The 17,528-nt window shown below is 69.6% G+C and carries 20 protein-coding genes; 11 read left to right on the top strand and 9 right to left on the bottom strand.

Going from position 1 to position 17,528, the window contains the following annotated elements:
- Nucleotides 1-145: 145 nt before the first annotated feature.
- Together ACLJQ7_RS19765 and ACLJQ7_RS19760 are read right to left on the bottom strand one after the other, a co-directional pair.
- Complete coding sequence (locus tag ACLJQ7_RS19765; RefSeq protein WP_410649649.1) at nt 146-607, bottom strand: hypothetical protein; 462 nt, start codon at nt 605-607, stop codon at nt 146-148.
- A 99-nt stretch (nt 608-706) separates the two neighbouring features.
- Nucleotides 707-1,168: an SRPBCC family protein gene (locus ACLJQ7_RS19760; protein ID WP_410649648.1), complete on the bottom strand. Its 462-nt coding sequence runs from the start codon at nt 1,166-1,168 to the stop codon at nt 707-709.
- 136 nt (nt 1,169-1,304) lie between these two features.
- Here ACLJQ7_RS19760 and ACLJQ7_RS19755 point away from each other — a divergent pair, with 136 nt between their 5' ends.
- The 6 genes from ACLJQ7_RS19755 to ACLJQ7_RS19730 are packed head-to-tail and all read left to right on the top strand — an operon-like array spanning nt 1,305 to nt 5,918.
- Entirely contained in the window at nt 1,305-1,718 is a 414-nt protein-coding gene (locus ACLJQ7_RS19755; protein ID WP_410649647.1) for a phage holin family protein, read from the top strand.
- Entirely contained in the window at nt 1,715-2,020 is a 306-nt protein-coding gene (locus ACLJQ7_RS19750; RefSeq protein ID WP_410649646.1) for a DUF3618 domain-containing protein, read from the top strand. Before ACLJQ7_RS19755 ends, ACLJQ7_RS19750 begins: the two co-directional genes overlap by 4 nt.
- A complete protein-coding gene (locus ACLJQ7_RS19745) occupies nt 2,017-2,283 on the top strand; it encodes a DUF4235 domain-containing protein (RefSeq protein ID WP_410649645.1) in 267 nt (88 codons plus the stop codon). The genes ACLJQ7_RS19750 and ACLJQ7_RS19745 overlap by 4 nt, the downstream gene beginning before the upstream one ends.
- Nucleotides 2,284-2,285: 2 nt before the next feature.
- Complete coding sequence (locus tag ACLJQ7_RS19740) at nt 2,286-3,581, top strand: NAD(P)/FAD-dependent oxidoreductase (protein ID WP_410649644.1); 1,296 nt, start codon at nt 2,286-2,288, stop codon at nt 3,579-3,581.
- A gap of 13 nt (nt 3,582-3,594) precedes the next feature.
- Nucleotides 3,595-4,098, top strand: coding sequence for a hypothetical protein (locus ACLJQ7_RS19735; protein ID WP_410649643.1), 504 nt, complete (start codon nt 3,595-3,597; stop codon nt 4,096-4,098).
- Between the two features lie 29 nt (nt 4,099-4,127).
- Nucleotides 4,128-5,918 (top strand): thiamine pyrophosphate-requiring protein, encoded by a 1,791-nt coding sequence (locus tag ACLJQ7_RS19730; protein WP_410649642.1) that lies wholly within the window; start codon nt 4,128-4,130, stop codon nt 5,916-5,918.
- Nucleotides 5,919-5,921: 3 nt separating this feature from the next.
- On the opposite strand, the gene ACLJQ7_RS19725 is transcribed toward ACLJQ7_RS19730, so the two are convergent.
- The 3 genes from ACLJQ7_RS19725 to ACLJQ7_RS19715 all read right to left on the bottom strand — a co-directional run bounded on the left by ACLJQ7_RS19725 (nt 5,922) and on the right by ACLJQ7_RS19715 (nt 7,843).
- Nucleotides 5,922-6,692, bottom strand: a complete 771-nt coding sequence (locus tag ACLJQ7_RS19725) for an SDR family NAD(P)-dependent oxidoreductase (protein WP_410649641.1) — start codon at nt 6,690-6,692, stop codon at nt 5,922-5,924.
- A gap of 36 nt (nt 6,693-6,728) precedes the next feature.
- Nucleotides 6,729-7,325, bottom strand: a complete 597-nt coding sequence (locus tag ACLJQ7_RS19720; protein WP_410649640.1) for a TetR/AcrR family transcriptional regulator — start codon at nt 7,323-7,325, stop codon at nt 6,729-6,731.
- Nucleotides 7,326-7,474: 149 nt separating this feature from the next.
- Nucleotides 7,475-7,843 (bottom strand): winged helix-turn-helix transcriptional regulator, encoded by a 369-nt coding sequence (locus ACLJQ7_RS19715; RefSeq protein WP_410649639.1) that lies wholly within the window; start codon nt 7,841-7,843, stop codon nt 7,475-7,477.
- A 78-nt stretch (nt 7,844-7,921) separates the two neighbouring features.
- Here ACLJQ7_RS19715 and ACLJQ7_RS19710 point away from each other — a divergent pair, with 78 nt between their 5' ends.
- A complete protein-coding gene (locus ACLJQ7_RS19710; RefSeq protein ID WP_410649638.1) occupies nt 7,922-8,446 on the top strand; it encodes a GNAT family N-acetyltransferase in 525 nt (174 codons plus the stop codon).
- A 160-nt stretch (nt 8,447-8,606) separates the two neighbouring features.
- Here the strand turns inward: ACLJQ7_RS19710 and ACLJQ7_RS19705 are convergent, their stop codons facing one another.
- Entirely contained in the window at nt 8,607-9,683 is a 1,077-nt protein-coding gene (locus ACLJQ7_RS19705) for a TetR/AcrR family transcriptional regulator (RefSeq protein WP_410649637.1), read from the bottom strand.
- A 106-nt stretch (nt 9,684-9,789) separates the two neighbouring features.
- On the opposite strand from ACLJQ7_RS19705, the gene ACLJQ7_RS19700 reads away from it, so the two are divergent.
- Nucleotides 9,790-10,980, top strand: a complete 1,191-nt coding sequence (locus ACLJQ7_RS19700) for a cytochrome P450 family protein (protein WP_410649636.1) — start codon at nt 9,790-9,792, stop codon at nt 10,978-10,980.
- 26 nt (nt 10,981-11,006) lie between these two features.
- Nucleotides 11,007-11,864 (top strand): LLM class F420-dependent oxidoreductase, encoded by an 858-nt coding sequence (locus ACLJQ7_RS19695; protein WP_410649635.1) that lies wholly within the window; start codon nt 11,007-11,009, stop codon nt 11,862-11,864.
- Here the strand turns inward: ACLJQ7_RS19695 and ACLJQ7_RS19690 are convergent.
- A complete protein-coding gene (locus ACLJQ7_RS19690; RefSeq protein ID WP_410649634.1) occupies nt 11,839-13,236 on the bottom strand; it encodes a serine/threonine-protein kinase in 1,398 nt (465 codons plus the stop codon). The two genes, ACLJQ7_RS19695 and ACLJQ7_RS19690, sit on opposite strands and share 26 nt — an antisense overlap.
- A gap of 228 nt (nt 13,237-13,464) precedes the next feature.
- On the opposite strand from ACLJQ7_RS19690, the gene ACLJQ7_RS19685 reads away from it, so the two are divergent.
- Together ACLJQ7_RS19685 and ACLJQ7_RS19680 are read left to right on the top strand one after the other, a co-directional pair.
- Nucleotides 13,465-14,157, top strand: a complete 693-nt coding sequence (locus tag ACLJQ7_RS19685; protein ID WP_410649633.1) for an IclR family transcriptional regulator — start codon at nt 13,465-13,467, stop codon at nt 14,155-14,157.
- Between the two features lie 346 nt (nt 14,158-14,503).
- Nucleotides 14,504-16,066, top strand: coding sequence for an amidase (locus ACLJQ7_RS19680; protein ID WP_410649821.1), 1,563 nt, complete (start codon nt 14,504-14,506; stop codon nt 16,064-16,066).
- Between the two features lie 220 nt (nt 16,067-16,286).
- Here ACLJQ7_RS19680 and ACLJQ7_RS19675 read toward each other — a convergent pair whose 3' ends face one another.
- Nucleotides 16,287-16,826 carry a TetR/AcrR family transcriptional regulator gene (locus tag ACLJQ7_RS19675; RefSeq protein WP_410649632.1) on the bottom strand — a complete coding sequence of 180 codons (540 nt, stop codon included), beginning with the start codon at nt 16,824-16,826 and terminating at the stop codon, nt 16,287-16,289.
- 90 nt (nt 16,827-16,916) lie between these two features.
- A complete protein-coding gene (locus ACLJQ7_RS19670) occupies nt 16,917-17,516 on the bottom strand; it encodes a TetR/AcrR family transcriptional regulator (protein ID WP_410649631.1) in 600 nt (199 codons plus the stop codon).
- Nucleotides 17,517-17,528: the final 12 nt, after the last annotated feature.

Genomic DNA, 17,528 nt, shown 5'->3' with positions numbered 1-17,528 from the left:
GGTCTCCTTGTCCGAAGTACGGGAAGGCGAAGTACGTGAAGGCCCCCTTCACTGCGCTGGACGCAGTGGGGGCCTTCACGTACTTCGGCTGTTCCCTCGTCTTCGATCTCGTGCACGGCGAAACCGCCTGCCGGCACTCGACTTCTTACGGCGTCGTGTACGGCGCCTGCCGTTCGATGGACGGGCTCGCGGTCGGGTAGCGGCCGTCCTGCCCGGGCACCGGCGTCACAGTCGTGCCCTGTTGCTCGGGCTCGACGCGCCTCGGCCGGTTGATGACCGCTTCGGCCTCCTGCTCACCGCGGATCCGCGAAAGCACGCTGAGCGTGATCGCGTGGGCGATGGCCAGAACCAGCAGCAGGACACCCAGCCTGCCCACCACACCAGGAAGGTCGCTGCCCCCGATGTCGACGGTCGACAACAGCGCCAAGACGCCCAGCGTCGCGAGGTGGAACAGCACCGTGACGAGCCACGTCATGGAAGCGCCCGCGGCCGGATCGCCGTGGGAACCTCGCAGGTAGCGCTTACCGCTCTGGTAGATGATCAGACCGTCGAGCATGACCAGCGCCACCCCGATGACGAGGAAGGCCACATATGCGTTGGTAGTCATGCCGGAACGCTCCCTTCGTAATGGACCTCACCCCAGGAGATACCCGGGACCTCCCCCGGGAAAACGCCGTCTTCCAGGGGGAGGTCCGCCGGGTGGTGGTCAGCTGCCGGGGCGGTCCACGTCACCGCGCCAAGCGCCGGACTCGTGGCCGCGGCTCTCGATGAACTCCTTGAAGCGCTTCATGTCGCCCTTGATCCGGCGGTCGAGCACGCCGAGCTTGTCGGCGACGTTCTCGGCGAAGCCCTCCGGGTCGATTTCCATCTGCGCGGTGACCCGGGTCTTGTTGTCGTCAAGACGATGGAAAGTGATGACGCCCGCGTGGTCGGGACCGGAGTCCGAGGTCCACGCGACCCGCTCGTCCGGATGCTGTTCGGTGATCGTCGCGTCGAATTCCCGGCTCACCCCACCGAATTTGGTCACCCAGTGGGTGTGGGTCGCGTCGATTTGGCGGATCTCTTCGACACCTTCCATGAACTGCGGGAAGCTCTCGAACTGAGTCCACTGGTTGTACGCGGTCTTCACCGGAACTTCGACGTCCACCATTTCGGTGATCGTGCTCATGCATCCTCCTGTCGGTTGGGTGCTTTTCGAGCCGGCACTCTCCGGCTACCCGGCGCCCAGCGGAGCGAAACACGCTGTGATTGACGCGCCGGGCCGCCGGGTACCCGGCGGGCAGAACGCTCCGAGGAGGTGCCCCATGATCGAAGAGACCCACCGGAAGCCGTCCGAGGACAAGTCGGTCGGCGAATTGGTTTCCGATCTCGGCGACGAGGTCAAACACCTCGTCCGCGACGAGATGCGGCTGGCCGTGTTCGAGTTGCAGCACAAAGGGAAGAAGCTGGGCTTCGGTGCCGGATTGTTCGGCGCCGCGGGTGTTTTCGCGCTGTTCGGCCTGGCGACCCTGATCGCCGCGGCGGTGCTGGCACTCGCGCTGGTGATGCCCGCGTGGCTGGCGGCCGTGGTGACGGGCGCGGCCCTGCTGCTGATCGGCGGCCTGGCGGCCGTCGTCGGCAAGAAGGAGGTCACGAGCGCGACGCCGCCGGTGCCGGAAGAGGCCATCGAAGGTGTCCGTGAGGACGTCGACACCGTCAAGCAAGGAGTGCGGTCATGACCGATTTCCCCAAGAACGCCGAAGAAGCCCGCGCCGATCGTGACGTGACGCGAGAGGAACTCACCGAGACCCTCGACGCGCTGGGCAAGAAAATGGACGTCAAGGCGAGGGTCAACGACAACCTCGACACCAAGGTCGACGAGGCGAGCGCCAAGATCTCTGAGAAGGTCTCCGAGCCCGCGGCGCAGAAGTTCCGTCAGGGCACCGAAGTCGTCCGCGCGAACCCCCTGCCGGTCTTCGCCGGTCTCCTGGCGTTGCTCGTCACCATCCGGCTGATCATGCGAAAGAGGTCTTCATCGTGAACAAGGTTCTTTACAAGCCGCTCAGCATGGTCGTGAGCGCCGCGGGCGGCGTGCTCGCCGGGATCGCGTTCAAGCAGATCTGGAAACGCGTGAGCGGTGACGAAGACGCGCCGGGCGCCACCGACCGCGACTTCACCTGGACCCAGGTGATCGTCGCGGCCGCCGCCCAGGGCGCGATCTTCGGCGCGGTGAAGGCCGCCACCGAACGGGCGGGCGCGGTCGGCTATCGCAAGGCGACCGGCGACTGGCCCACGGAGGACTGACGATGCGGGTGGTGATCATCGGAGGCGGGTTCGCCGGCTACAACGCGGCCAAGACCCTCCTCAAATCGGTCGGCGACGACACGGAGATCGTCGTGCTCAACCCGACCGATTACTTCCTCTATCTCCCCCTGCTGCCCGAAGTCGCCGCCGGGATCCTCGAGCCGCGGCGGATTTCGGTGTCGATCCCCGGCACGTTGCGCGGTGTTCGCCTGGTGCTCGGCACCGCCAAAGCCGTCGATTTCGACGGTCGCAGCGTGAGTTACACCGACCCCGAGGGCCGCGAACACTCCCTTCGCTACGACCGTCTGGTGCTTGCCGCGGGCAGTGTCAACAAGCTGCTGCCGATCCCCGGCGTGCCCGAGTACGCCCACGGTTTCCGCGGTCTGCCCGAGGCCCTCTACCTGCGCGACCACGTCACCCGGCAGATAGAACTCGCCGCCTCGGCGCAGGATCCGGCCGAACGCGACGCACGCTGCACGTTCGTCGTGGTCGGCGCCGGCTACACCGGCACGGAGGTCGCCGCGCAGGGGCCGGCGTTCACCGACGCGCTCGCCGCCCGGCACCCCGAGCTGAAGGACCAGAAGATCCGGTGGCTCCTACTGGATGTGGCCGAGCGGGTCTTGCCGGAACTCGACCGGCGGCTGGGGAACACGGCGGACGAGGTGCTGCGTAAACGTGGCGTCGAGGTGCTGATGAAGACGTCGATCGACGACGCCGGGGAGAAGGGGGTCACGCTGACCTCCGGTGAATCCGTGCCCACGCACACCCTGGTGTGGTGCGTCGGCGTCCGGCCGGACCCGTTGATCGAGGACCTGGGGCTGAAGACGGCCAAGGGCAGGCTCGTCGTGACAGCGCAGCTGAACGTTCCCGGACGGCGCGACGTCTACGCGTGCGGGGACGCGGCGGCCGTCCCGGATCTGACCAGGCCCGGCGAATACACGCCGATGACGGCCCAGCACGCCGAACGACAGGGCAAACTCGCCGGGCGGAACGTGGCGGCCTCCCTCGGGCACGGCTCGCACGGCACCTACCGGCACCACGACCTCGGCTTCGTCGTCGACCTCGGCGCCCACCAGGCCGCGGCGAATCCCTTGCACATCCCGCTTTCCGGGTTCGCCGCCAAGGCGGTCACCCGCGGATACCATCTGCTGGCCATGCCGGGCAACCGGCTGCGCACCGCCACCGACTGGGCGCTCGAAGCGGTGACGAAGCGGCAGACGGTCCAATTAGGACTCGTCCGATCGGGTTCGGTGCCGCTGGACACCGATTCCCCCGAACTCCCCCGCACGAACTGCTAGAGGAGAGACGCCCATGACCGCCGAATCCGATCCCGTTCGCGCCGAAGGCCCTTCGGTCGTCACCGACGGCGACGACGAAGGGGCGAAGCTGCTGGTCCTCGACCCGGCGGGCGAGGGCAAGCACGGTGAACTTCCGGCGACGTGGCGCCCGCTCACGGCCCGGCGTCAGATCATCTGGTGCAGGCTGCCGGTGGACGGCGCGCTCAGCCAGGCCGAAGACGTGCTCGGTGACGCGGAACCCGGTGGCCCGCCGATCGACGTCGTGGCCGCCGGCGACGCGGCCGCGGACGCCCTGCGGCTGGCCGAGCGCCACCCCGGCGCCGCGTCCCATGTCCTGCTGGTCGACCCGGTGCCGGACGGGTCGTCCGACCTCGCCGAACGGGTGCGCTCAGCTGGGACCGCCGTGGACGTGCTCCCCCACAGCACCGGCGAACCGTACAACCGGGTGCCGCCGCCGCTGCCGCTCGGGCATCCGGACGTCGTCGCCGGGATCACCAAGATCCTCGGGGACGTTTAGCCGCCGGAGGGCGGCGGTATCCGGCGACCATGAGCGAAACCGTTGCGGACCATGTTCTGGCCAGGCTGCGCGAATGGGACGTGGAGCAGGTCTTCGCCTATCCCGGGGACGGGATCAACGGGCTGGTGAGCGCGTTCGGCGCGGCGGACAACAAGCCCCGCTTCGTGCAGACGCGGCACGAGGAGATGGCGGCGTTTGCGGCCGTCGGCTACGCGAAGCTGAGCGGACGGCCCGGTGTCTGCATGGCGACGTCCGGCCCGGGGGCGATCCACCTGCTCAACGGCCTCTACGACGCCAAACTCGACCACGTGCCGGTGGTGGCGATCGTCGGGCAGACGGCGCGCAGCGCGATGGGCGGCAGTTACCAGCAGGAGGTGGATCTGCAGGCGTTGTTCAAGGACGTCGCGAGCGAGTACCTCGTCGAGGTGAACGTCCCGGAACAGCTGCCGAACGCGCTCGACCGCGCCCTCCGCACGGCCATCGCGCAGCGCGCGCCCACGGCGGTGATCATCCCGGCGGATCTGCAGGAGGAGACCTACCAGGCGCCGCGGCACGAGTTCAAGCACGTGCCGTCCTCCCCGCCCGATCATCCGCGGGCCAGCGTCATTCCGCCCTCGGAAGAAGTCGCCCGCGCCGCGGAAGTGCTGAACGCGGGCGAAAAGGTCGCGATCCTGCTCGGGCAGGGCGCGCGTAACGCCGTCACCGAGTTGCGCGAGGTCGCCGAGCTCACCGGTGCCGGAGTGGCGAAGGCGTTGCTGGGCAAGGATGTCCTGCCCGACGACCTGCCGTACGTCACCGGCTCCATCGGCCTGCTCGGCACCCGGCCGACGTACGAGATGATGCGGGACTGCGACACGTTGCTGATCGTCGGCTCGAACATGCCGTACGCACAGTTCCTGCCGGAATTCGGCCAGGCCCGCGCGATCCAGATCGACATCGACCCCCGGTTCCTCGGGCTGCGCTATCCGACCGAGGTCAACCTGCTCGGCGACGCGAAGGGCACGCTGCAGCAGTTGATCCCGTTGCTGGAGCGCAAAACCGACCGCGGCTGGCGCGAAAAGATCGAGAAGAACGTCGGTGAGTGGCAGGAGACGATCACCCGCCAGGCGATGCTGGACGCGAAACCGGTCAACCCGATGCGGATCGTGCACGAACTGTCCGAGCGGATCCCCGACGACGCCATCGTCACCGCCGACTCCGGTTCGGCCACCAACTGGTACGCCAGGAACCTCCGGATGCGCGGCCGCATGCGGGGCACGCTCTCCGGCACCCTCGCGACGATGGGCTCCGGCGTCCCGTACGCGATCGGCGCGAAGTTCGCCCATCCCGACCGGCCGGTGATCGCCCTGGTCGGCGACGGCGCGATGCAGATGAACGGGATGGCGGAACTGCTGACCATCGCCCGGTACCGCGAACTGTGGGCCGATCAGCGCTGCGTCGTCTGCGTGTTCCACAACGGCGATCTGAACCAGGTCACGTGGGAACTGCGCGCCATGGGCGGCTCGCCGAAGTTCGAGCCGTCGCAGACCTTGCCGGAAGTGTCCTATTCGGACTTCGCACTGGAGATCGGCCTCGGCGGGATCGCCGTCGACGATCCCGCCCGGCTCGGCGAGGCATGGGACGTCGCGCTGTCGGCCGACGTGCCGACCGTGCTCGACGTCCGCTGCGATCCCGAGGTGCCGCCGATCCCGCCGCACGCCACCTTCGAGCAGGTGAAGGCGATGACCGAAGCCGTCCTGAAGGGTGAGCCCGACGCCTGGCACCTGGTGGCGCAGGGGATCAAGACGAAGATGCAGGAACTGCTGCCTTCACGCCGCTGAGGCTCAGGCGCTGGTGCCGCCGTCGAGAACGATGTCGTGCCCCACGACGTACGAGGACTCGTCCGAAGCCAGCCAAAGGACCGCAGCGGCGATCTCCTCGACCGCGCCGATCCGGCCGAGCGGGATGACCGAACCGAGCCGTTCGGCGCGGTCGGCCTCGGATTCGCCGGGCCGGAACGACATCCCGGTGTCGGTGGCGCCGGGGCTGACCGCGTTGATCCGGATGCCCTCGGCGATGTGGTCGCGGGCGGCGGTGCGGGTCAGCACGTCCACGGCGGCCTTCGAAGCGGCGTAGGCGGCCATTCCCGGCAGGCGGTAGTGCGAGCCGATGTTGGAGGCCATGTTGACGATGGCTCCCCCGCCGCCCTTACGCATCTGGGCGATCTCGTGCTTCATCGACAACCAGGTGCCCGTGAGGTTCGTCCGCACGACGGTGTCGAAACCCTCTTCGTCCAGATCCGCCGTCGGCGCGAGGCTGCCGAGCACACCGGCGTTGTTGAACGCGATGTCGAGTTTGCCGTGCCGCCGCACGGTCTCGGCGACGAGCCGCTCGACTTCCGCGCCGGCGCTCACGTCGGCGGTCACCGCGTCCGCGGTTCCGCCGTCGGCCTCGATCTCCTTCACCGTCTGACGGAGCTTCTCGCCGTCACGCCCGGAGACGACGACCTGAGCGCCTTCGCGCGCGAAGGCCGCCGCCGTGGCGCGGCCGATCCCGGACCCTCCGCCGGTGACCAGGACGACCTTGCCGCTGAATCGTTTCCCCGCATTAGACACAGTGATAGCCAACTTTCTGGTCCGATCGTTCCATTATCAGTGTTTGCGAGCGGCTTCGAGAACCGCGATGGCCTGCTTCGCGGTCGCCCTGACCCGCGCCGCGGGATCAGGCCCCTTGCCCAGCACCCGCATTCCCTGCAGGACGGTGAGCAGGAAGCCCGCCAGCTCTTCCGGGTCCGCGGCGGCGCCGAGTTCGCCCTGCGCCTTCGCGCGGCTCAACGCCATCCGCACAGCCAGCTCGAGGGCGTCCCAGCTGCGCTCGACCACCCGCGCGACCTCGGGGTCCTTCGGCATCATCTCCATGGCGGCGTTGACCACGAAACAGCCTTTGCGCCCCGATTCACCCAGTATTTCGGCGAGATAGCGGTCGATGAGCCGCCGCACGCCCTCGAGCGCCGGCCCAGGGCCGGCGAAGTCCTGGACGAACCGCTCGTTGCCCCGGGCGATGTAGCGGTTCAAGGCCGTCAGGTACAGCTGATGCTTGGTGCCGAACGTGGCGTAGAGACTCGCCTTGCCGATACCGAGCTCGGCGACCAGGTCGCTGACCGAGGTGGCCTCGTACCCCTGCCGCCAGAACAGTTCCAGCGCGGCTTCGCAGGCAGCGTCGACGTCGAATTCCTTCACCCGGGACACGAGAGCAGCCTAACCGCATCTGGACCGATCGGTCAAGAAACCGCCTCGCTGCACAGACTTCGCCGTGTCGTCCGTCCAATCACGCGTGTCGTCCGGCTGATCACGCTTGTCGTCCGTTTCGGCACGGAGTTCGCCGCACGAGGCCGGGCTCAACTACGCGAGTCGTAAGCCGACCGGGCTTCTTCCACCTTCGGCAGGTTCTCCGTCGACCAGTCGGCAAGGGTCGCGAAAAGTGGTGCCAGGCTCCGGCCGAGGTCGCTGATCTCGTACTCGACCCGGGGTGGCACCTCGGCGTGATAGGTCCGGGTGAGCAGACCGTCGCGTTCCAGTTGCCGCAACCGTTGCGTCAGCACCTTCGGCGTGATCGAACCGATGCGCCGCTCGAGTTCGACGAACCGCTGCCTGCCGAATTCGTTGAGCGCCCACAGGATCGGCGTGGTCCAGCGGCTGAAGACGAGATCGACCACCGGGGCGATCGGGCAGGCCTGTTCGGGGGTCGTCGAGGCGTCGGCGCGCATGAGGCCAAGGTACGCGGGTTGCCGAGTTGTCATGATCCGGACACCCCATGAACCCATCCCTGCGCGTAACGTTCTGTTATGGACTTGACCACCGAAAGGCTCGTCGTCCGTGATTGGTCCGAGGACGACGCCGAAGCAGCGCTGGCGATCTACGGCACCACCGACGTGACCAGGTGGCTCACCCCGGCGATGGACCGGGTGACCGACGCCGCGGCCATGCGTTCGGTTCTGCAGGCCTGGCAACAGGCGCAGCCGAATCTCGTGCCGCCGCGCGGGAGATGGGCGGTGCAGCGCAAGGAGGACGGCGTGGTCGTCGGCGGGCTGGGCATCCACCTGCTGCCACCGTACGAAGAGGACCTGGAGATCAGCTGGCAGCTGCATCCGGACGCCTGGGGCGAGGGCTACGCCTCCGAGGCCGCCCGCGCGCTGATCGGCCGGGCGTTCACCCAGGACACGGACGAGCTTTTCGCCGTCGCGCGGCCGAACAACACCCGCGCCATCGCGACCGCGAAACGGCTCGGGATGGTCTGGGTCGGGGAAACCGACAAGTACTACGGGCTTCGCCTGCAGGTGTACCGGATCCGGCACACCGACATCGTCTAGGCGGTGTCCGGTAAGCCTGTTCGATGGCCTTCGTGATCCAGGTGGTTCCTGACGGTGCGGGCGGATCGGCCTCGTACCGGGTCGTACTCGGCCGCGTCCGCCCGTGCCGTCAGGGACCGCCTGGGCGCGAAGACCGCGAACACGACGTGCCGGACAGCGCCTAGCCGCTGTCCACACGGGACACTTCGCCCGAGACGGCGTGTCCCGCGCCGCGACCGTCCGCCGTGGCGACGATCCGGCCTCGTTCGACGCGGATCGCGACCTCCGTCTCGTCGCTGACCGCGAGCACCCCCGCGGCCGCCGCCAGGGTCCCCGTCGCGTCGCACACCACGCGCAGCCGCGGCCAGGACGGTTCCGGGAAGGCCTGCCGCAGCGCGCCGCACACTTCCGCGACGATCAGCCGGGTCAGCGGCACCAGCTCGGCGGGCTCACTGGTCACGACGACGACGGTGACCTCGCCGCCGGAAGCCCGGACCGCCTCTTCCGCGGCGGCCAGCCGATGGGTGCCCAGGACGACGACCACCCCGTCGCCGGGCACGAAGGATCCGGCGCGCACGAGGTCGACGGCGCCGGGCGGTGACCAGGGCCGGTCGGCCGCCTGTGCCGCGGGCACGATCACCGGCGGCGCCCACCAGTCGTTGAAGGACAGTCCCGCCAGCCGCTCGCAGGCGCTCACCACGTCGAAAGGCTCGACGAGCCCCGGCGCGGCGGCCGCGAGCTGGCCGGCGCCGTGCAGGGCGGTCAGCACGGTCTCCGCGAGCCGCACCCGGCGCCGCATCGGTGACCCCGGCGGCCGCTCCGGCGGGTCGAGCCGTTCCAGCGCCAGCCCCAGCAGCAGCCCGTTGAGCTTCACCAGCTGAGCGAACGGGCGCCGGACACGCTCGTCGGCCAGCACTTCCGGCATCAGGTCGCGCGCGAGGCCGGCTTGCTCGTCATCCAGGGGAAACGCGGCCGCTCTCGCCCTGGCCAGCGCGCCCAGCGCGCTCTCGAGCGTCTCGCCGGGCGCCGCGTGCGGCGCCCCCGCGGACTGTTCGGCCAACTCGGCCAGGACGGCGAAGTACAGCGCGCGTTTTCCGGGGAAGTTCGAGTAGACCGCGCCGCGGGTGAGCTCCGCCCGCTCGGCGATGAGGTCGATCTTGGCGTCCCGGAAACCCTGTTCTGCGAACTCGTCGCGCGCGGCTGCCAGCACCTTCGCGCGATTGCGCTCCTGCGTCTCCGCCCTGCTCAGCCGAACCATCGGCCTCCCGTCAGCCAGCACGTTGCCCTCGGACCCGGATCAAGATACCTTGGCCATTCAGATGACGAGAACATCTGATTTAAACATCCGAACTGGGAGAGCCACCTTGTCCGACGTTCCCGAGATCCTCCTGACCGACCCCGAGGTCCTCCGCGACCCGTTCACCGCCTACGGACCGATCCGCGAGCGCTCCCCGATCGCCAAGCTCAGCGCGCCCGGGTTCTCGATGCGGGCGGTGCTGCGCCACGAAGAGGCCCGGAAGATGCTGAGCGACCCGCGGTTCGCCCTGAGCGCGAACAGCTACCAGCGGATGGACATCCCTGACCACTGCCGCCCGTACATGCGGACCATGCAGGAGGTCGAGGGCCCGGAACACCTCCGGCTCCGGCGGCTCGTCGCCCCCGCGTTCACCCCGCGCAAGGCCGCCGCCCTCCGTCCGGGAATCGAGCGGCTCGTGGACGACCTCCTCGACGAACTCGCCGGGCAAGACCGGATCGACCTGGTCACCGCCTTCGCGCGGCCACTGCCGGTCGACGTGATCTGCGCGCTGGTCGGCATCCCCGCGGCCGACCGCCCGCGGTGGCGCGAGTACGGCGCGCTGGTCTCGGCAGGCGACGGCGCGGGACTCGCGAAAGCGGTCCCCGGGATCGTCGAGGGCGCCCTCGCCGCCATCGCGGACCGGAAACTCGACGCGCGCGAGGACGTCGTCTCGCACCTGCTCCGGCTCCAGGCCGAAGACGGCGACCGGCTCAGCGAAACCGAACTGGTCGCTCTGGTCTGGCAGCTCGTGCTCGGCGGTCAGGTGCCCGGCAACCTCATCGCGAACGCCGTCGAAATCCTGCTCACCCACCCCGGGCAGCTGGCCGAGCTTCGCGAGAACCCGGCGCTCATGCCCGGCGCGGTCGAGGAGGTGCTGCGCTGGCAGAGCCCGCAGTTGCTGACGATCCCCCGGTTCGCCACCACGGACGTCCGGATCGGCGACGTCCTCATCCCCGAAGGAGAACCTGTTACCGTTGCGATCGCGGCGGCGAACCGGGACCCGAGGGCATTCGGAGACCCGGACGTCTTCGACATCCGGCGCGCGGCGGGGCCCGCCTGGCATCTCGCCTTCGCCCACGGGCCGCACTTCTGTCTCGGCGCCTCCCTGGCCAGGGTTCAGGTCGAGGTCGCGCTCACCGCCCTGCTGCGCCGGTTTCCCGATCTCGCGCTCGCCGACGGACTGCTGCGGATCCCGGACCCGGGCACCTGGCGACTGGACGCGCTGCCGGTCACCCTGCACGCCACGGTTGCGAACTGAAACACGTTCTAATAGCGTGAGCGGCTGTGAGACACGGGATTGTGCTGTTCACCAGTGACCGGGGGATCAGCCCGGCGGCCGCCGCGCGAGCGGCCGAAGCGGCCGGCTTCGACACCTTCCACGTGCCGGAGCACACGCATATCCCGGTCAAACGGGAGGCTCCGCATCCGCGCACCGGCGACTCGTCGTTGCCCGACGACCGCTACCTGCGCACGCTGGACCCGTGGGTCGCGCTGGCCACGGCGGCCTCGGTGACCTCCCGGATCCGGCTCGCGACGGCGGTGGCCCTCCCGGTCGAGAGCGATCCGATCACGCTGGCGAAGACGATCGCCAGCCTCGATCACCTCTCGGCCGGGCGGGTCACCCTCGGCGTCGGCTTCGGCTGGAACGTCGACGAGCTGGCCGATCACGGCGTCCCCGGCGGCAAACGGCGGACGGTCCTGCGCGAGTACCTGGAAGCGATGCGCGCGCTCTGGACACAGGACGAAGCCTCGTACGCGGGAGAGTTCGTCTCGTTCGGCGCCAGCTGGGCGTGGCCGAAACCGGCTCAAGCGCATATCCCCGTGATCGTCGGGGCCGGCGGGACGGAGAAGACGTTCCGCTGGATCGCGAATTCGGCCGATGGCTGGCTCACCACGCCCGGCGACACCGACATCGAGGACAAAGCCCGGCGGCTACGCGAGATCTGGCGCGAAGCGGGCCGCGCCGGGGAGCCGGAGATCTCGGCGCTCGGCGTCCGCCCGGATCCGGAGAACCTGGCCGAGCTGGAGGCGGCCGGGGTCACGGAAACGATCTTCGGCCTCCCGGACCGCTCCCCCGAAGAGGTCGAGGCGTGGCTTCAGCGCCTCGCCGGGAAGCTCAGCCTGCCCGCTGGGAGTCGATGAGATACCGGCCGCCCTGCTGGACCAGGACGAAGGTCTCCCTCTCCGTCGTGGTCCCGCCGGAGGCCCGCACGTAGGTGAGCGTCGCCGACACCGTGTTGCCGGATTCGGTCACGTTCGACACGGTCACCGAGCGGAAGTCCTTCCAGTAGCTCGAATACCGCTCGAAGCTCTGCTTCCTGTTCTGCTTGAAGTCGTCGGTCAGCGTCGCGAACCCGGCCTCGAGGTTCCCCGGGATCAGCGCGTAGTACGCCGCGAGCGCCTGCCCCGGCGTCTGCGCCGGAGGCGGCGCGGACGAGGATGACGAAGGTGGCGTCGAAGGGGGCGCGGACGACGGTGATGGCGGCGGCGCGACCGGCTCCGACGTGGACGGGGCGGCGGGCTGCGACTGGGAGGCAGGCGGCGGCGCCTGGCCGGACGGGGGCTCGTCCTCGCGGCTGAGCACCACGACCACGGCCGCGGCGGCGCCCGCCGCGAGCACGAGGAACACGGCGATCACGCCGATCAGCATTCCCTTGCGCGCCTTCGGCGGCGGTTCTTCGGCGACGAGCGTCGTCGGCTCCCCCGCCGCCAGTGCCCGCAGCTCCCGCTCGGTCTCGGCCATCGTCGGCCTGCTGTCCGGCCGGACGTCGAGGAGCCGGTTCAGCAGCGGCGTCAGGATCCCCGACCTGGTCGGCGGGGTGATCTCGCCGCTCGACGCGCGGTACAGCAACGCGATCGGGTTCTCGGCCGTGCCGTACGGCGTGCCGCCTTCGAGCGCGGTGTACAGCGTCGCGCCGAGCGAGAACACGTCGGAGGCGGACGTGGCGTCCTCGCCGCGGGCCACCTCCGGCGCCAGGAACGCCGGCGTCCCGGAGATCTCGCCGGTCGCGGTGAGCTGGACGTCGCCCATCGCCCGCGAGATCCCGAAGTCGGTGATCTTGACGGTGTCGTCTTCGCCGAGCAGGACGTTGCCGGGCTTGATGTCGCGGTGGACGATGCCCGCCCGGTGCGCGGCCGCCAGCGCCGAACACAGCTGGATGCCGAGGCGGATGACGTCTTCGACCTCCATCGGCCCTTCGCGCAGTTTGTCCGCGAGACTGGTCGAGGGCAGGTACTCCATGATGATCCACGGGCGGTCCTGCTCGTCGATCACGCCGAAGACCGTGATGGCGTGCGGATGCACCAGCCGCGCGGCGATGCGCGCCTCGCGCAGCGCGCGGTTCTTGGCCTCGTCGGCCTTCTCCTCGCCGGCTCCGTGCGGCAGAAGGAGTTCCTTGATCGCGACCGTGCGTTCCAGGTTGTCGTCGCGCGCCCGCCACACGGTGCCCATGGAGCCACCGCCGACGGGCTCGATGAGATCGAACCGGTCGGCGAGGCGGCGGATCTCCTCCATTATCGACGTCCCCCTGGAGCTGTGGTGTTCGCGCGAACCTTGCCAGCATGCCAGGAACGCGCCGGGAGGCAGGACCCGGCAGGGTGGTTCGCGGGGCGGTGTCGGTCACGTCGGCGGATGGGCCGTTCAGCGGAACACCGCCCCATCGGCTGCCCGAAAGTTCGTATCCCGGCCCGCCGGGGGCGCACTTTACTTCTCCGGTGTGACCTTTTCCGGGAAAGGGCGGCGATGCGGGAACCCCTCGGCGGACGCGGCGTGCTCGAAGGCGCGTTCGCGTTGCTCGAAGCGCTCGACGAACACGGCGGACAGGCCGGGCTGTCCCAGCTCGTGCGGTCCACCGGACTACCGAAGACCACCGTGCACCGGCTGCTGGACCAGCTGGCCGACCTCGGCGCGGTCGAGCGGGCGGGCCGCGGCTACCGGATCGGTTCGCGGGTGTTCCGCCTCGGGCGGTTCTGGCAGCCCGAACTCCGGGACCTGGCCAAGGAACGGCTGCCGTCGCTTTCGGCGCGGATGCGCGCGAGCCTGGTGCTCGTGGTCCCGAGGGAAGGGCGCGCGCTGGTCGCCGCGGGTGCCGTCCTCCCCGCCGACGACGTCCCCGTGTGCCCGGGCCGCCCGCTTCCGCCGGGGACCGCCGCCGGGCGGCTCCTCGCCGCTCATCACCCCGCGCTCGCCGAACCGGACACGGACGCGCTGGAGATCCGCGCGGCCGGGTACGCGGCCGAATCGGAGACGATCGCGGAAGGACTCTGCTGCGCCGCCGTCGGCATCAGGACCCCCGACGGCCGGGTCGGCGCCGCACTCGCCGCCGTCCTGCCCGCCCGCCGCGACCCGGTTTCCGCGGTGGCCGGGCTGACGAGCACCGCACGCTCCTTCGGCGCCGCGCTCGCCGAATGCGCACGGCAGAACCGGGCCGGATGATCGGCGAAGCGCGAACAATCCGCGATCAACGCGAAACCGGATACCTCGCCGAAATCAGGCGGAATATTTCCGACGGAATCACGAATATCGGCTCACCGAGCGTCCACGACCGGCGGCACCCAGTGCCGAAACCAAGATCACCCTTGGCCTGCGGTCTGTTTGCGTGACCGATCGCCTACCGGACCGGCGGGCACGGGGCGATCAAATCACCGTTCCCCCGTTTTTCGAGGTGCTTCCTGAACGGAGCACCACCCGTACTGTTCAGGAATTCTTTCGAACAGGAGGGAATTCCTTGAAAAGACATTCCTGGAGAAGGCGCGGCGTGGCCGTGGCCGCGTTTCTCGTCATGGTTTCGGCGGCGTCGGTCACCACGGCCGTCCCGGCGGCGGCCACGGGATCTTCCGGCCGCCCCGTGGTGGCCGGGATCGACTTGGAGCGGGCGACGATCCCCGACCTGCAGCGGGCGATGCGCTCCGGGCGGCTGTCCTCGGTCGAACTCACCGCCTTCTACCTGCAGCGGATCCGCAAGCTGAACCCGACGCTCCACGCGGTGCTCACCACGAACCCGGACGCGCTGCGGCTCGCCGCGGAAAGCGACGTGCGGCGGCACCGGCACCGGTCGAAGGGCCCCATGGACGGCATTCCGGTGCTGCTCAAGGACAACATCGACACCGCGGACCGGCAGCCGACCACGGCGGGCTCGACGGCACTGCTGGAATCCCGCCCCTACCGCGACGCCGGAGTGGTCCAAAACCTGCGCGAGGCCGGGGCGGTCATCCTCGGCAAGGCCAACCTGTCGGAGTGGTCGAGCTACCGCTCCACCAGCTCGTCGAACGGCTGGAGCCCGCTCGCCGGGCAGACCGCCAACCCCTACGTCCTCGACCGCAACCCGTGCGGCTCGTCGTCCGGCCCGGGCGTGGCCGTCGCCGCGCACCTGGCGACCGTCGCCGTCGGGACCGAGACGGACGGCTCGATCTCCTGCCCGTCCGGCGCCAACGGCATCGTCGGGGTCAAGCCGAGCCTCGGGCTCGTCAGCCGCAGCGGGATCGTGCCGGTGTCGAAACAGCAGGACACGGCGGGCCCGATGGCGCGCAACGTGGTCGACGCCGCGATCCTGCTCGCCGCCCTCAACGGGGCCGACCGTCGCGACCCGATCACCGTCGACGCCGCGAGGCAATCACTCGACGACTACACCAGATTCCTGCGCCCCAACGCTTTGCGCGGAAAGCGCATCGGCGTCTGGCGTGAGGTCTACACCCCGGACGACACGACGAAGGCGGCGTTCGAGCAGGCGCTGAGCAGGCTCCGGAAGCTCGGCGCGACCACCGTCGAGATCACCATCCCCTATCTGGACGTCATCGCGGCCAACGAATTCCCCGCGATCAGGACCGAGTTCAAGCACGACATCAACGCCTACCTCGCTTCCACCGGCGGCAAGCATCCCGCCGACCTGGCGGGGCTGATCCAGTACAACCTGGACCACGCGGCGGTCGAAATGCCGTACTGGACCCACAACCTGTGGGACCGGTCCCAGGCCACCACCGGCGATCTCACCGATCCGGCGTACCGCGCGATGCGGGAAGCCGCGACGAGCGCCGCCCGGCGGGGTCTCGACGAAACGCTGCGCGGCGAGAAGCTCGACGCGATCGTGGCGCCGACGAACAACGCCGCGTGGAAGACACAGCTCGGGGTCGGTGACGGCGCGCTGCTGATCGACTCGTCCGGCCCGGCGGCCGTGTCGGGCTACGCCAACATGACCGTTCCGATGGCGTACGCCGGGCCGTTGCCGCTGGGGCTGTCGATCATGGGCGGGCGGTTCAGCGAACCGTCGCTGCTGGCCATCGCCTACGCCTTCGAGCAGGACACGAAGGTCCGGCGGCTGCCGACCTTCATCCCGTCCATCGGCTGATCCGGGGTCGTGGGTGGTCCGGCGCCCGGATCACCCACGGCTTCGCTCCGGTTGAGGCTTGGCGGCGCGTGAGTGTTACCGAGGGTGAGGGGTGTGTGGAAATAGGGACGTTCGACGTCTCTATTTTCACACACCCCTCACGTCTCCGGCGGCCTGACCGTCGTCACCGGACCGGTCACGCGGGCACCGTGTGGATTTCCGGTCCCCCAACGCCCCTCGCCTAACCGACCAGAAGCCCAAGACTGCGCTCGACCTCGGCAACCGCCGCCTCCCGCTCGACATGACCGTCGATCACCAGCGTCGCCAGCCCATGGAGCAGGCACCAGAGCGTGACGGCGAAACCACCCGGATCGTTCCGCTCCCCCACCCGGTCGGCCAGCAGCGCACAGGTCACCCGGTGCGCCTCGGCCAGTTCCGGATACGCGGCGCGGTCACCGATGCCGGCACCCGCCATCAAGCGGTACAGCGCGGGATGCTCGATGGCGAAGCCGAGATAGGACCGCCCGAGCGCGGTCACCGTCCCGGCGCCGCAGGCCCGCAGGCGGTCCTGCACTTCGGCGTGCCCCTCCAGCGCGACCGCCACCAGCAGCGCGTCCTTGTCGCGGAAATGCCGGTACGGCGCCGCGGTGGACGCACCCACCTTCGCGACCGCCGCGCGCAGACTCACTCCCTCCGGACCTCGTTCGACGAGGAGCTCCCGTGCGGCGAGGACGAGCGCACGACGAAGATCCCCGTGGTGATAGGCACGTTTGACGATCATGGCGGACCCCCCAGCCCTTGATGCCACGCGAACGCCCCACCTTAACGGGTGGGGAACCGGCCGTGAGCGCTTCGGGGCGTTCCGTGTCCGTCAATCCCGCCGAGCGGCACCACAGAGCCGCAGCACACTTTCGGCGAGCGCGTCGACGCCGTCTTCGAGCGTCAGCTGCTTCGCGTCCACGGCCTGTCCGGCTGCGTGGCCGAGCGTCACGATCGCACTGACGAGCCAGGGATTCGCGAGCCGCCGGTCGAACTCCCCCGACGCCTTGCCCCGGGTGAGCAGCCGGTCCAGATGATCGGCCACCGCCGAATGACGGTCCCGGTCGGCCTCGGGATCGTTCTCTTCGGCGGCGCCCGCGGGCAGCCGCGGGTAGCGCCGGAACATCTGCCAGCCGACATCGAGCAGGCGCAGCATGGCGTCGGCCGCGGGACCCTCGTCGAGCCGCGCGGCGGCCATCTCGTTCGCGGCCTCCGCGGACACCGTGTCGATCACCGCGCTCAGGAGCGCCTCACGGGTCTTGAAGTGCGCGTAGACGGTCTGCCTGCTCACCCCGGCCGCCTTCGCGATGTCCTCGACGCTCGCATGGGCTTGTGTGCCAAGGACTTCCTTGGCCGCGGCGAGGATCGCAGCGACACTGCGATCGGCGTCGGTCCGTCGTCGCCGCTGCCGCACGTTCGGCACCTCAGACATGTTGTCAACCTT

Origin of the sequence: Amycolatopsis sp. cmx-4-54 (assembly GCF_046548895.1) — a bacterium.
Lineage (GTDB): Bacteria > Actinomycetota > Actinomycetes > Mycobacteriales > Pseudonocardiaceae > Amycolatopsis.
The sequence above is the reverse complement of the archived record's forward strand: the minus strand, read 5'-3'. Positions and strand labels throughout refer to the sequence as shown.